Origin of the sequence: Niastella yeongjuensis, assembly GCF_900110245.1 — a bacterium.
In the GTDB taxonomy this organism is placed as follows: domain Bacteria; phylum Bacteroidota; class Bacteroidia; order Chitinophagales; family Chitinophagaceae; genus Niastella; species Niastella yeongjuensis.
Genome location: NZ_FOCZ01000001.1, coordinates 922,613 through 936,882, shown reverse-complemented (window position 1 = coordinate 936,882; position 14,270 = coordinate 922,613). Strand labels below are relative to the sequence as shown.

Annotated in this window: 14 protein-coding genes; 2 read left to right on the top strand and 12 right to left on the bottom strand. The window is 46.0% G+C overall.

From position 1 onward, the window contains the following. Positions 1–12: 12 nt before the first annotated feature. From BMX95_RS04290 to paaA, 5 genes are read right to left on the bottom strand one after another with little or no spacing between them, the layout of a single operon-like run. The gene (locus BMX95_RS04290; RefSeq protein WP_081198662.1) at positions 13–789 is read right to left on the bottom strand and encodes an enoyl-CoA hydratase-related protein; all 777 of its coding nucleotides are present in this window, start codon (positions 787–789) and stop codon (positions 13–15) included. A gap of 6 nt (positions 790–795) precedes the next feature. Then, positions 796–1,311 carry a 1,2-phenylacetyl-CoA epoxidase subunit PaaD gene (gene paaD, locus BMX95_RS04285; RefSeq protein ID WP_242673048.1) on the bottom strand — a complete coding sequence of 172 codons (516 nt, stop codon included), beginning with the start codon at positions 1,309–1,311 and terminating at the stop codon, positions 796–798. Positions 1,312–1,370: 59 nt separating this feature from the next. Beyond that, positions 1,371–2,171 (bottom strand): 1,2-phenylacetyl-CoA epoxidase subunit PaaC, encoded by an 801-nt coding sequence (gene paaC, locus BMX95_RS04280; RefSeq protein ID WP_081198664.1) that lies wholly within the window; start codon positions 2,169–2,171, stop codon positions 1,371–1,373. Between the two features lie 7 nt (positions 2,172–2,178). Then, the gene (gene paaB / locus BMX95_RS04275; RefSeq protein WP_081198665.1) at positions 2,179–2,580 is read right to left on the bottom strand and encodes a 1,2-phenylacetyl-CoA epoxidase subunit PaaB; all 402 of its coding nucleotides are present in this window, start codon (positions 2,578–2,580) and stop codon (positions 2,179–2,181) included. Positions 2,581–2,598: 18 nt separating this feature from the next. Continuing rightward, a complete protein-coding gene (paaA, locus tag BMX95_RS04270) occupies positions 2,599–3,558 on the bottom strand; it encodes a 1,2-phenylacetyl-CoA epoxidase subunit PaaA (RefSeq protein WP_081198666.1) in 960 nt (319 codons plus the stop codon). A 436-nt stretch (positions 3,559–3,994) separates the two neighbouring features. On the opposite strand from paaA, the gene BMX95_RS04265 reads away from it, so the two are divergent. Further along, positions 3,995–4,393 carry a hypothetical protein gene (locus BMX95_RS04265; protein WP_081198667.1) on the top strand — a complete coding sequence of 133 codons (399 nt, stop codon included), beginning with the start codon at positions 3,995–3,997 and terminating at the stop codon, positions 4,391–4,393. Between the two features lie 398 nt (positions 4,394–4,791). Here BMX95_RS04265 and BMX95_RS04260 read toward each other — a convergent pair whose 3' ends face one another. The 7 genes from BMX95_RS04260 to BMX95_RS04230 all read right to left on the bottom strand — a co-directional run bounded on the left by BMX95_RS04260 (position 4,792) and on the right by BMX95_RS04230 (position 13,063). Continuing rightward, complete coding sequence (locus BMX95_RS04260; protein WP_081198668.1) at positions 4,792–6,069, bottom strand: efflux RND transporter periplasmic adaptor subunit; 1,278 nt, start codon at positions 6,067–6,069, stop codon at positions 4,792–4,794. A 9-nt stretch (positions 6,070–6,078) separates the two neighbouring features. Then, positions 6,079–7,254 (bottom strand): heavy metal-binding domain-containing protein, encoded by a 1,176-nt coding sequence (locus BMX95_RS04255; protein WP_242673049.1) that lies wholly within the window; start codon positions 7,252–7,254, stop codon positions 6,079–6,081. Positions 7,255–7,391: 137 nt separating this feature from the next. Continuing rightward, entirely contained in the window at positions 7,392–8,651 is a 1,260-nt protein-coding gene (locus BMX95_RS04250; protein ID WP_081198670.1) for a TolC family protein, read from the bottom strand. Positions 8,652–8,661: 10 nt separating this feature from the next. Then, entirely contained in the window at positions 8,662–10,599 is a 1,938-nt protein-coding gene (locus BMX95_RS35635) for an efflux RND transporter permease subunit (RefSeq protein ID WP_081198671.1), read from the bottom strand. A 4-nt stretch (positions 10,600–10,603) separates the two neighbouring features. Then, positions 10,604–11,884 carry an efflux RND transporter permease subunit gene (locus BMX95_RS35630; RefSeq protein WP_081198672.1) on the bottom strand — a complete coding sequence of 427 codons (1,281 nt, stop codon included), beginning with the start codon at positions 11,882–11,884 and terminating at the stop codon, positions 10,604–10,606. Positions 11,885–11,887: 3 nt separating this feature from the next. Next, on the bottom strand, positions 11,888–12,493 hold the full coding sequence (locus BMX95_RS04235) for a DUF3347 domain-containing protein (protein WP_081198673.1): 606 nt from the start codon (positions 12,491–12,493) through the stop codon (positions 11,888–11,890). A gap of 177 nt (positions 12,494–12,670) precedes the next feature. Beyond that, positions 12,671–13,063 carry an HYC_CC_PP family protein gene (locus BMX95_RS04230; RefSeq protein ID WP_081198674.1) on the bottom strand — a complete coding sequence of 131 codons (393 nt, stop codon included), beginning with the start codon at positions 13,061–13,063 and terminating at the stop codon, positions 12,671–12,673. A 424-nt stretch (positions 13,064–13,487) separates the two neighbouring features. On the opposite strand from BMX95_RS04230, the gene BMX95_RS04225 reads away from it, so the two are divergent. Next, positions 13,488–13,847, top strand: a complete 360-nt coding sequence (locus BMX95_RS04225) for a hypothetical protein (RefSeq protein ID WP_081198675.1) — start codon at positions 13,488–13,490, stop codon at positions 13,845–13,847. The last annotated feature ends 423 nt before the right edge of the window (positions 13,848–14,270 follow it).

The window sequence follows — 14,270 nt, the reverse complement described above, 5'->3', positions numbered from 1 at the left end:
GATTTTTTGAAATTATTCGCCCTTAAACTGTGGGGCCCGTTTATCAAGGAAGGATTGAATGCCTTCTTTAAAGTCGTGGGTATTGGCAGCTTTTTGTTGAAACTCGTCTTCGAGCAACAGCTGTTGTTCCAGGTTGTTGGTTATGGAATAGTTGAGCGCATGTTTGGTATAAGCCAATCCCTTTGTGGGCATTTGTGATAAGGTGAGTGCTATTTTTTTGCTTTCGGGGCCAAACTCTTCGTCAGAAAAAACTTTATAGATCATTCCCCATTGTTCGGCCTGGGCCGCAGGGATTTTATCGCCCAGCATCATTATGGCGCTTGCTTTTTGCCAGCCTATCAACCGGGGTAACAGATATGTACCACCGCTATCAGGTATCAGTCCCAGTTTTGAAAAAGCCTGAATGAAGGAGGCAGATTGTGCCGCCACTACTATATCACAGGCCAATGCAATATTGGCACCGGCGCCGGCGGCCACCCCGTTAACTGCTGCCACTACCGGTTTGGGCAAATTGCGAATGCGGGTAACGATGGGATTATAATGTTCGCTTAATATCTTTTGCATACCAGGCCCATTGGGATCAACCACTTCGGCGAGGTCCTGGCCGGCACAAAAACCTTTTCCGGCCCCGGTTATCAACACACACCGGATAGTATGCAGGGAAGCGCATTCATCCAGCTTTTGTTGCAGCAGGAAGGCCATGTCGCGGTTAAAGGAATTCAATTTGTCGGGGCGATTCAGGGTAATGGTGGCAAGCCCTCCCTCGATGGTAAAAAGAATAGGTAGCATATGTTATTAATGACATTTGAAATAGTCGAACGGTTCCTGGCAATCGTTACATTGATGTAACGATTTGCAGGCGGTAGACCCAAACTCACTTATCCGGCGGGTGTTATAAGAATTGCAATGCGGGCATTGCACGGCCTCATCTTCTGCAAATAAATGGGTATTGCAAACCTGTTGTTTAATATTGGGTGGCGCAATCCCATAGGCTTTTAGCTTTTCTTTTCCCGCTTCGGTCATCCAGTCGGTTGTCCAGGCTGGTGACAAAACGGTTGTGATCTGTACATTTTTATAATCATGCTGCAACAGTTCCATGCGAATGTTCATGCGTATTACATCCATGGCCGGACAGCCTGAATACGTAGGGGTGATCACCACTTCCACTAACGCTGCTTCATTGGCTGTTGTTACTTTTACTTCCCTTATTATTCCCAGGTCAATAACTGATAACACAGGCACTTCCGGGTCGCACACCTCCCCGAGTATGGACCATATCTTTTGAACCGATATGTTTGTTACTGTATTCACATCTGCAATGTTTCACATTTCAATTGTCCCATCTCTGCCTTTTGCCCTCTGCCTTTTAATTACCATTCAGCTCCGGGGTAGGCGCGTTGCATGTATTGCAATTCGGCCAGTATATAACCCAGTTGTTCACTGTGTACGCCTTCCTTGCCGCCCGTCTGCATGTAAATGCCCTCCCGGCCGCCGGCTGCGGCATCAGGCAGGGTAGCTTCCCCAAAGATCTCATTTACCTTTTGTTCCCATGCTGCTTTCAGGGCGCTTACTTCAACGCCAAAACCGGCTGTAACCGCCTCCGCTTCATAAGTGGCCGGGGCAAATAGTTCGCCGGTGTACATCCATAATTCTTCCAGTGCATTCTCCAGCCGGCCGTGGCTTTCAGGTGTGCCATCGCCCAGTCGGACCACCCATTCACTGCTCCAGCGAACATGGTAAGTTACCTCTTTCAACGATTTTTCTGCAATGGCCGCCAGGGTATCATCGGTTGATTTTTGTAACTGCTGGTACAACAGGTATTGGTAAGTACTAAAAAAGAACTGGCGTAAAATGGTTTGCGCCCAATCGCCATTGGGTTGTTCAACCAGTAAGCAGTTTTTGTATTGGCGCACATCACGCAGGTAAGCCAAAGAATCTTCCGTGGCCTCCCCCCGCCCCCCTCCAATAGAGGGGGAGGGAGCATTGATCAATTCAGCAGCGTATTGATACAGGCTTCTTGCCTGGCCAATCAGGTCTAATGAAATATTGGTGATGGCAATATCCTGTTCCAGCACCGGCCCATGCCCGCACCACTCGCTGTTGCGTTGCGCCAGAATAAGGGCATTATCTGCCAAATGCATTGTATAGTTGTACAATATATCCTTTGTCATGGCTGGTTTACATGTGGGTTAATTCATCGGGCAGATCGTAAAACGTTGGATGCCGGTATACTTTGTCGTTGGCCGGTTCGTACAGCGATGCGGCTTCATCGGGGTTGGAAGCATGAATGAATTTGCTTTCCACCACCCAAATGCTTACGCCTTCCATGCGGCGGGTATATACGTCGCGCGCATTTTCAATAGCCATTTGCGCATCGGCGGCATGTAAGCTGCCCACATGTTTGTGATCGATGCCCTGTTTGCTGCGAATGAATACTTCCCACAAAGGCCAATCTGCACCAGCCCCATCCCTACCTCCCCCATTAGGGGAAGAGGAAGATGTTTTTTTGATGGTGTTTGAACCGCCGCCCTTGTCCTCGGGGATATCGCCGTAATAATATTTTGTGAGCCTTATTTCCATGTCAATGGGTTTTATGTGTTAGGCTATTTGTTTTTCTTCTTGCTTTTCTGCGCGGGCTTTTCTTTTTGCCGCGTATGCGGTGGCAGCCTCGCGAACCCAGGCGCCTTCGTCCCAGGCTTTGCGCCGTGCATCGAGCCGTTGTTTATTGCAGGGGCCATTGCCTTTTACCACATTCCAGAATTCAGCCCAGTTTATTTCACCAAAATCGTAGTGATTGGTTTGTTCATTCCATTTCAAATGGGGGTCGGGCAGCGTCATGTTCAACACTTTCACCTGTTCGGCAATCATGTCAACAAACTTCTGACGCAGCTCATCATTGCTCATGCGCTTAATTTTCCATTTGGTGCTTTGTTCGCTGTTGGTTGATTCACTGTCGTGCGGACCAAACATCATCAGCGATGGCCACCACCACCGGTTAATGGCATCCTGGCACATGTCTCGTTGCTCCTGCGTCCCTTTTGAGAGTGCTACCAGAATATCGAAGCCTTGCCGCTGGTGAAAGCTTTCTTCCTTACAAATGCGCACCATAGCGCGTGCGTAGGGCCCATAAGAGGTGCGGCACAGCATTACCTGGTTTAGAATGGCAGCTCCATCAACCAGCCAGCCAACGGCGCCTATATCGGCCCAGGTAAGCGTAGGGTAATTGAAAATGGAGGAATATTTGGCTTTGCCACTGTGCAGGTCAACGATCGTTTGTTCACGGGTGGTACCCAGCGTTTCAGTAGCTGAATACAGGTACAGGCCATGACCGGCTTCATCCTGTACCTTGGCCAGCAGAATGGCTTTCCGCTTCAAGCTGGGCGCCCTGCCTATCCAGTTGCCTTCGGGCAGCATGCCCACTATTTCACTGTGCGCATGTTGCGAGATCTGGCGGACCAGTGTTTTCCGATAAGCATCTGGCATCCAATCTTTTGGTTCAATCTTGATTTCCTGGTCAATTTTATCCAGAAAGATTTTCTCTAATTCCTGCACCGACATGGCAATTCGTTTTTAGTGGTTTCAAAGATAGTCATTATTGTCGCAAATGCTAACAATTGTTAGCGATAAATACCAGTGTAAAACCTCAAAAACAGCGGTTTTATTCATTTTATACGTTAAAGAATTATTAACGACCGCCCTTTTACAGTGCCTTAAAACGGGTTGGGCATCATGGTGCTATTTATCCGAAACCCGCACCAGCAGCGGGTTTTAACATTTCATACAGGGGTTTACCATCCTATAAATACGGTAGAGTTGATTTTAATAACCACCAATCGCGTCATAAGTTTGTATCACGAAACGCAACAAACACCAAACAGGTGAACGAAAAAAAGAAAAGTTGCGATCTCTTCGAAAAGACGTACGATTAGCCTGCCACGGAAAAGCTTTGATAGCAAACATTAAAAAGAAATAAGAATTATATAAAATAACCTTTATGAAGAATTACAGTATTATCGCAATCGTATTAGTAGCTTTTACTTTAGCATTTTCTAACACTACTCTGGCTAACAACGAAAATCCTAATAATAAACACGTAACTGAATTAAAGTTCGTAGGCAATAAAGAAAATCAACCTCTGTTTGAACTGAACGTTAAATCTGCTTCTGAGGATGAGTACTCAGTTACTTTCCGCGATGAGTTTGGCAACGTTCTGTACACCGAGAAATTCAAAGGTGCTACTTTATCTAAAAAATACCTGTTGAAGACCGAAGAGTTTGGTGATGCTGCACTGCATGTTATAGTAAAATCTAAGAACAGCAATTCTACTGAAGTTTACTCAATCAACAGAAGTCATAGCTATGTTGAAGAAACTGTGGTAAACAAAGTAAAATAAGTTTCACGAAGTCATTCAACGATCAAATAGTTTTCAAAAGAGCGCTCCGGTAACGGGGCGCTTTTTATTTTGGCCAAATTAGCCCGGAATAGTGCCGAAATGGTAGCATAAGGGTAATATAATGGCTTAGGTATTGCCTGAGGACTCCCTGGGTATTGCCTGGGTATTGCCTGGCAGCTATGGGGAACTCCAGGGAGATTGCAGACAGTCTCCAGGCAATATCCCGGCAACCTGATTACCATTCCGACGCCATTACGATACCATCTGAATACAATATGAGTCCAGGATAGCCCGACCCAAACACAGACATCCCACGGACCTTACAGGGATAAATTCGCTTGCAGGTCCCTGTTTGATCCCTGTGAAGTCCCTGTGAGGTCCCTGTTAGATCCTCCTAATTAGTGGTGATGCATACCCTCTGAACCCTTTTTGAACACATATTCACCGTTCAGTAAATACGCCCCGCTTACCACCACTACATCGCCATTCTGCAGCCCTTCCTTTATTTCAATGCGATCGCCGCTTTCCAGGCCCGTTTCCACCATTTTTCGTTTGTATGTATTGTTTCCGGTTTGCACCCATACCATGGCCATTTGGCCATTGCGCAAAACTGCATCGATAGGCAATGTAAGTGCATTGGCCGCCCTGCTTTTCAGTACTACATAAGCAGGCATCCCTGGTTTTAACTGATTGTTGGTGTTGGGAATTGAAATACGTAACAGATTAATGCGGGTATCCGTGCTTATTTCCGGATTGGCAAAAGTTACTTTACCGGTTATGGCCACGCCCGGCATATCGGGTAACTGCACCGTTGCCACGCCCTGGTAATCTACCGATGCCAGCTGGGAGGCATAGACCTGCGCTTCTGCCCAAAGGGTCGACAAGTCGGCCAGTTTTACCACAACACCACCTTCCATTACATACTGTCCTTCTTTTATTGGCAGCTCGGTAACATAGCCTGTAGCGGTACTGTAAAATGCCGTTAATGGGGAGAACTGTTTTGTTTTTGCCAGTGCATCGATCTGCGATTCGCTTACACCCCATAATTGCAGTTTGTTTTTAGCGCTTTGCAACAGCTGCTTAAAGTCGATGATGGAATTGCCCAGGGTTTGCTGCCGTTCCAAAGCCGCCAGGTATTCCTGTTTGGCAGTATTTAATTCTTCACTGTACAGGTCAAACAAATGATCGCCTTTTTTTATAAAGTCGCCGGTGTTTTTAAAATACAGCCGGTCTATACGGCCTGTGATGCGGGCGCTTACGGTATTCACTTTCATTTCATCGAAGTTGAGGGTAGCAGTCAGCACTACTTTATCGCCCACCAGTGCCCTCCCCAGGGTATCGGTTTGTATATTACCGAGCAGGATCTGCTCATCGCTGAGCATAATTTCATCTTTTGTTTCGTTCGACTTATTAACCTTTATCAACTCCATATGACAAATAGGACAGGTACCGGGTTTCTCCTGCATGATCTGCGGGTGCATAGAGCATGTATAATAGGTATCGGTCGTTGTTACTTCAACTGGCTTTTTGTTTTTGCAGGCTGCTGCCAACAATAAAAAAGCTGCGTAAAGAAAAAAGCGTACAAGGTAGCGTTCCGCCGAAAGGCGGGACACGCGCAAGCAAAGCAGAGAAATGTTCCTCCTGCCCGGACCATAAAAAAATATCTTCTGTAGCATAACTTTCTCCTATTGTTTCACTTTTATAAAACTCTCGCTGTCTACCAGGTATTGGGCATTGGCCGCCACTTCATCCTGCTCATTTAACCCATTCAACACCTGGATCAAATGGTTATTCACCATACCCACTTCAATTCTATGGGCAATGAATGCATCGTCTTTTTTTATAAAAACCACTTTATCGAGCCCCAGGGTAAGCACCGCTTCTTCGGGTAGCCATCGGGCTGAGCGGGCGCCGGCAAAGATCACGGCCTTCACCTGGCTGCCGATGGGGATACCCATATTCGGGTTATTGAAATATACGCGTGCTGTAGCCGTTTTGCTGTCAGACCGGTAAAACGGCTCCATAAAATTGATTGCTGCCCTGAAGTCTTTATCGGGTGCAGTTTCCGGCACTATGCGCACCTTGTCGCCCACCTTTACCATGCCCGCCTGGCCTGAAAAGATATTCAATACTGCCCAGGCTTTGGAAGGATTGTAGATCGAAAACAGGTTCTGCCCTTTTGTTATATACATGCCTTCTTTTAACTGCAACTCTTCGGTGATCAATGAAACATCTTTCATGCCTGTTGCCTCTTGTTGCTGCATAGCCTCCGGGCTGCTCTCGTGAATATGACCACTGTAGGCACTGAAAATAGAAACCGTAAAAACCGGCTTACCGCTTCTTACTACCTGGTCCAGCTGCTGATTACTCATGCCCAACAAGAGCAACTTTTGACGGGCAGCCGAAATGAGCACCTGGTTATCGGCATCGTGCTGCAACAGGAATAGCAGGTTCTGCTGCGCCGTCAACAATTCGGGACTGTATACATCCATGATCTTTTGCCCCTTGTTTACCCGCTGATACCGGTGTTTTACATAAAGCTTTTCAATGCGCCCCGCCACGTTGGAAGCAACCGTACCCACCTGCCGCGTATCGTAAGTAATGAAACCATAGGAGGTGATCTCCAGTGGCTCATCGCGCTGCTGAATATGAACGGTAGGAATAGATGATAACACATACTGGTTCGAAGGACGCAACAGATCATTCAACGACACATCAGTTACCTTTTCACCGGCAGCGGTTTTCTTTACCAGGTCCATACCACAAATGGGACAGGCCCCCGGTTTGTCTTTTATTATTTGCGGGTGCATGGGACAGGTGTATGTTTCTTTAGCCACCGCCTGCATTTCCGGTTGGTTCATTTTCGTTTCCTTGCATGCTATGAAAAAGGGCAGAAGGCAGAGGGCAGAAGGCAGAAAAAATCGAAAGACTTTGCGGATTGCTCCCGGTTTAGCCGGAACCGAATTGCTGACTGTTTTTTCTCGTTCCATTATTAATTTCATTTAATCTCCAGGATCTTTTCTAATTCGGCCTGTAGTAATAAGGCGGCTTTTAACTGATCGAGGTATTCCAATTGTGTCATGTTAAGGGCTTCCCAGGCATCGAACAATTCGAACAACTGTTCGGTATTTTGCTCATATCCCAATTGCATGGTTTGGAAATTCCTGCGCAACGAGGGCACGATTTGCGTTTCGTACAATCGCATTTGTTTCTTTTTTGTTTCCAGCTCTGCCCTTGCCGAACCCGCCATGCCGGTTGCCTCGTTCAGGATCATTTGCTGCTGGCTTTTCAACGATTCGTTTTGCCACACCAGGCTTTCCGCTTTTGCTTTATTCATTTTAGATGACCATTTTGCCAGTGGCAACTTCACCATTCCCATTATGGTGAATTGCGCCGGCTGGGTACTCAACCCGATCATGTGATCGTATCTTATCCCAAACTCCGGTTTCAATTTGGCCAGCTCTGCATTTCGTTGCAGGTTATTTACTTCCATGCTGCGTTGCAATGCCTGGATATCGCTTCGCCGGCTGGTGAGATAAGCCGAATCGAGCACGGAAGCAGGAAACTCCTTCCAGTTGTAGTTGGTGTCGATAGCGAGTTCGGTATCCACATTCCGGTACATGAGGCTGTTGAGCATAATGCGCTTTTGTCGCAGGTCGTTATCGAGCATCAGCTTCATATTGTCGATATTGGCCAATGCCGCCTTCGCTTTGTAATAAGCGCTGATCTTTCCCAGGCCGTTCTTGTAGCGGATCTCCGCACTTTTGATCATGAAGTCGAGGATGCGGCTGCCTTCATCCAACACCGATTGCTTTTTCATCAGCACCACCCATTCATAATAATTTTTTTTAACAGTATAGGCCAGCTCATTATAGGCAATCTTTCTTTTCTCTGTTTCTACGGTCGACATAGAGCGCATCCAGGCGGCATCGGCATTTTGTTTTTTTCTGCTGGGAAACATCTGCTGGGCAGAGATCATAAAAAAGCCCATGCCTTCTTTCATCATGGCCGGATTGGCTTTTATTTCGCTGGTTTTATACGGTGTCATAAATAAACCGGCCCCGGCTTCGGGCGCCATCCAACTATAGGCGCCTTTCGCTTCTTCAGTAAAGGCGCGCGCTTCTGCTTCGTACATCTTTAACCCGGGATTGTTCTTTTCGACCGTAGTTAAAATGTCGGGCAGGTTCATGGTTGTTTGACCTTGCGCAGAAGCAACAATACCAACTCCTATTACAATTATTAACAGTTCTCTGAACATAATTTGTTTTTTAATGCCTGGCCTCCAATACTTCTATCTTTCCATGCTTCCGTAGTTCATATTCTTTCGCCATCAAAAAGATCAATGGGGTTACCAATAGAATGTGGGTGGCTGACGTGAGCACACCGCCCACCATGGGTAATACGATCGGTTTCATAACATCACTGCCCACGCCATGACTCCACAGAATAGGAACCAACGCAAAAAGCGACACACATACCGTCATTATTTTGGGCCTTAATCTTTTTGCAGCGCCGGCAATTACGTATTCGCGCAGGTCTTGCGGCGTAATGGTTTCGCTTGAATTTCCCTTTCGGGCTACCAATTGCTGCATGGCATCGTTCAGGTAAATCACCATCACAATACCGGTTTCTACTGCGAGGCCAAACAAGGCAATAAAACCTACTGCCACCGCCACCGATAAATTCACGTCCCAAAACCAGATCATGTAAGCGCCTCCGATCAGGGCAAATGGTATGGTTATTAAACTTAGAAATGCTTCCCGGGCTGAATGAAAAGCAAAATACATGGAGATGAAAATAACCAGCAACACAACCGGCAAAATCAGCTTCAGGGTGCGTTCGCTGCGTATCAGGTTTTCATATTGACCACTCCATTCCAGGTAATAGCCCCTGGGCAATTTGTTGATCATGGCGTTGAGCTTTTCACGGGCTTCATTAACGGTACTGCCCAGGTCCCTTTCGCGCACATTGAACAGTACCGTTCCGCGCAACATGGCATTTTCTGAATTGATCATGGGCGGCCCTTCGGCAATGGTCACATCCGCTACCGCTTCCAATGGAACGGGACCATAATTCATGGTTTGCACCTGTAGGCGTTTCAGCGCAGTGAGGTTATTGCGAAAATCCTGGCCGAACCGCGCGTTTACTGAAAAACGCTGCCGTCCTTCAACCGTAGTGGTAAGTTTCATACCCCCGAGGGCAATTTCAATTACGCGGTTTACATCATCCACACTCAACGCATAGCGGCTTATTTCATCGCGTTTGATGTAAATATCGATGTATTTTCCACCGGTAATCGGTTCTACATACAGGTCTTTTACCCCACCGATGCCTTCCAGTTGTTTTTTGATGGTTTGTGCAAATGCATAAATGGTGTCCAGGTTTTGTCCGTATACCTTTACGCCCACATCGGTACGAATACCGGTACTGAGCATATTGATGCGGTTGATGATGGGTTGCGTCCAGCCATTGGTAACACCGGGTATTTGCAGTTTATTATTCAGTTCATTGATGATGTCGTTCCTGGTAATGCCCGCCCGCCATTCGGCTTGTGGCTTCAGCAAAATAATTGTTTCGATCATGCTAATGGGAGAGTTGTCGGTAGCGGTATTGGCGCGTCCTGCTTTTCCCAATACATTTTTTACTTCCGGAACTGTTTTTATGATCTTGTCCTGCACCTGTAAAATGCGTTTTACTTCACTATTAGATACATCGGGCAGGGTAACGGGCATAAACAGCAACGAGCCTTCATCGAGCGGCGGCATAAACTCCCGACCTAAACTCATCAGCAGTGGAATACTGATGGCCAATGCGATGATATTTACGGCAATGGTTGTTTTACGCCATTTGATACAGGCCTTTATCACGGGTTCATAGATCCGCTCCAGCAACCGGTTCACCGGGTTGGCGGTTTCAGGTCTGAAGCGTCCTTTCATAAAAAAGGAGATCAGTACCGGCGCCAGGGTTACCACCAGCAACGCATCTACCACCATGATGAATGTTTTGGTATATGCCAGCGGATGGAACAACTTCCCTTCCTGACCGGTTAACAGAAAGACCGGTAAAAAAGAAGTAATGATGATGATGGTGGAAAAGAATACACCCCGCGAGACCTGCTTACAGGCCTTTTCAATGATCTGGATGCGCACCAGTTCCGGGATGTGTGACTTGTTCTTTCCACTTATTTTGTTAAATAGTTTCGTCATGGGATCATGATTTTTCGCTTTGCTGCTGCTGGTACTCGGCCAGGTGGCGATAGGCGTTTTCACTCATAATAATGCCATTGTCTACAATAACCCCAATGGCCAGTGCAATACCCGTTAACGACATAATATTCGATGACAGGTCAATGGCATTGAGCAGAATAAAACTCACTGCAATGGTGATGGGTATTTGTATGATGATGCTTAGGGCGCTGCGCCAGTGGAACAAAAAGATGATCACGATCACCGCTACCACCGCCATTTCTTCAATCAGTTTGTTCTTTACATTGCTGATGGCAGCTTCAATCAATTCACTGCGATCGTACCCGGTTTTAAACGTTACCCCATTGGGTAATCCTTTTTCCACTTCTTTCATTTTAGCTTTGATGGCGGTGATCACCTTATCGGCATTTTCGCCATACCGCATTACGACAATTCCGCCCACTACTTCACCCTGGCCATTTTCATCAAAGATGCCCAGTCGCAGATCGCCGCCCATTTGCACCGTGCCGATATCTTTTACCCGAACCGGAATGCCATTGTAATTGCCTACGGCTGTGCTTTCCAGGTCTTCTTTGCTTTTTATATAACCCAGTCCGCGAATGATATAGGCCATATCGCTCATTTCGAACTTGCGGCCACCTACATCATTATTGGCTGCTTTTACTTTGTTCATCACATCCATAAGCGACACATTGTAAAATTGCAGTTTAACCGGGTCCAGTACCAATTGGTATTGTTTTTCAAATCCGCCAAAGGATGAAACCTCCGCTACACCAGGCACCGTTTGTAAAGCGAGTTTTATATACCAGTCCTGGAGGGCCCGTTGTTCGCCCAGGTCCATTTGTTTGGCATCGAGCGTGTACCAGAACACATGCCCCACACCCGTACCATCAGGACCGAGGGTAGGCGTTATGCCTTCGGGTAACAGCCGTTGTGCATAGTTCAGTCGTTCCAGCACGCGGGTGCGCGCCCAGTAGATGTCGGTATTATCTTCGAAGATCACATACACAAAGCTCATCCCGAACATGGAGGTAGCCCGCACATTCTTTACATTCGGTATGCCCTGCAGGTTGCTCACCAGTGGATAGGTTACCTGGTCTTCTATGATCTGCGGACTGCGTCCCATCCACTCGGTAAAAACGATCACCTGGTTTTCAGACAAGTCGGGAATGGCATCGATGGGGTTCTTTTGTACATTGATAAACCCCCAGATCAGCAGCGCCCCCGCCATCGCCAGTACGATGTACCTGTTTTTTAACGACCAGGTTATTAATGATGAAATCATGATTTAATTTTGAATTTCTTCTTCTACGTCGCCGCACTCCATCATCTTTTCACCGAAGTATGGGTTTTTGATCTCTTTTGTTTCGCTTAACCACATGGCGCCTTTACCATTTTTTGCCATGGGGCAATGATCGTGGTACAGGGTTTTACCACCGCCAAAAGCTTTTACTATGGCATACATGCCTTCACTCATGTCAGCGAAACGCTCCCGCTGGTGCTCAATGTCATTGGCACCTTGGGCAATGTGCCCGGCGTTTTCTTTTAACCCCGTCTCGTACTGATCATAAACTTTCTTTTGATCAGCCGCCAGCAGCGATTTGTCGAAACCCTTCATGGCCTCCAATAATTGCCTGGCAGCTTCACCGGCTTCAGTTGCTTTACCAGCGATCAGCGCATTCTTGATCTGCAGGTAATTGTCTGTAAGCTTCTTTATGTAGCCGGTAACTGCAGCATCTACATTGGTAAAGGAGGCTTTCATCACTTTTACTTCGGTTGTTTCTTCCTGGGTAGCCGGTGCCTGTTCGGCAGTTTGTTTGTTGGAAGCGTTATCGCTGCAGGAATAAGCAAACACAGTTAAGGTTGTCAACAACCCAAATGCAATCTTTTTCATTTGAATAATTTTTTAGTGTGAAGATTTTATATACAGAAAAAGCAGCCTGTTATCAACAACAGTACTTTTTCAAATGCAATGAATTTTATTTGGAATAGAAAGTGGGAACAATAGGAGCATTATGCAGGTAATGCCACTTGCCTAACAGAACGTCAGGTTTCAGCAAATCAACTGGAATCAGATCCGGAAAATACAATAACGAATTCGGAGGGGTACTTTGCCTTGCGGCGGTGCATTGGAAACGGGATGTTCTTCACTAATAGAAGCAATAACCGGTGTTACAAAATCGGGATAGGTAGTAACAACAGCTATGGCTACCGGCGCCTCAGGTTGAACGCGGTTCTCTGCCTTTTGATCTTTTTCCACCTGTAACCGGTGGTGTTTATCCTCACAGCAACCACCCTTTTTGGCGGTGGATTTTTCCATGCCGCAATTGTCGCAGGTATGTGTTTCTTTTATGGACAGGTCCCAGTTAGTAAGCCGGCCCATGCAATAATGCAGGTTTACCGTGGCCCCTATAGAGGTGCTCAGGTAAAAAACGGCTACTATGAATACCAGGAGCTTTTTCATAACATTATAAAAGTAGCAGCTTTTTTCGGAAAGGGTTTTATAAAATTCGATGGAATGGTTATATAATATTTAGGTCAGTCCTGATATTTATTTATAAAATAAACTAATTCAATAAGTTAGGCCAAAGCAAGCAATAAGACGTATGATAATCCTGAACCTCCAAATTATCGTATTGGTTTTCTACCTCGCAATTCGTACTTCTTACATTTTACCTATTGCCTCAGCCTCTCCATCTATACAATACAACAATCTACCGATACAATCGATAAAATTATAAATAATAATATAACGTCTAATTTCAGGCATTCAGCGCAATTTTTGTTTATACATGGAGGTTATAGCTGACTTCACACCGGCAACTTATTTTATCGTTGTATCGTAAAAGTGAACGTATTATAGTTTTTATCCAATAAAACCTCTTTGTATGAAAAAATCGACCACGCTGGCAGCATTTATCGTATTGGTTGTAATACTGGCAAATGCCTGCAAAAAAGACAATGCCGAAGATCAGGGTTCGGGCACCGTTGACTGTGGTACCATTACTACCACCTTTTCTACGACTGTAAGCCCTTTGATGCAGACGAGTTGCGCAAAATCCGATTGTCACAACAGCGGAAGCACCAACGGCCCGGGCGCGCTTGTTACTTACACGCAGATCTTTAACAACAGGGCCAAGATAAGAACAGTAGTAGCCGATGGATCTATGCCACGTGACGCCAGTTTTTCTGCTGCCCAAAAAGCTACCATTACCTGCTGGATCGACGCCGGTGCACCTAATAATTAAAGGGGCATTAAAAAGCTATGAGAATATCAAACCACCACAATGTTATTGGCTAAACGCCGTCTTATAGGCAAGTGAAATTACTAGGAACTAGTTTTTCATGGGTGTTACTTTTAAAGTGCAAGCTTCCCGATTCATCGGGAAGCTTTTTTATTTGCGTAGCATCATCAAATATCTTCCCAATTTTCTAAGTAGAAACAAGTAGCCGACATAATTACCCATTTGCTATGGCCTGAATTTTGCGTGTGACAGCTTGATCAAATACCAGATTTACACAACCATTAAACTTTTCCCGAGAACCTCTTTCCTAACTAAATAGCTTTAACTATTTAACAATTCCTGTTTAACTGTTCCCAACCCCATAACGTAAACAATAGAGCTATCGGACCCTACGTCTACTTGTAATTCAGTACTTACCAACTCATC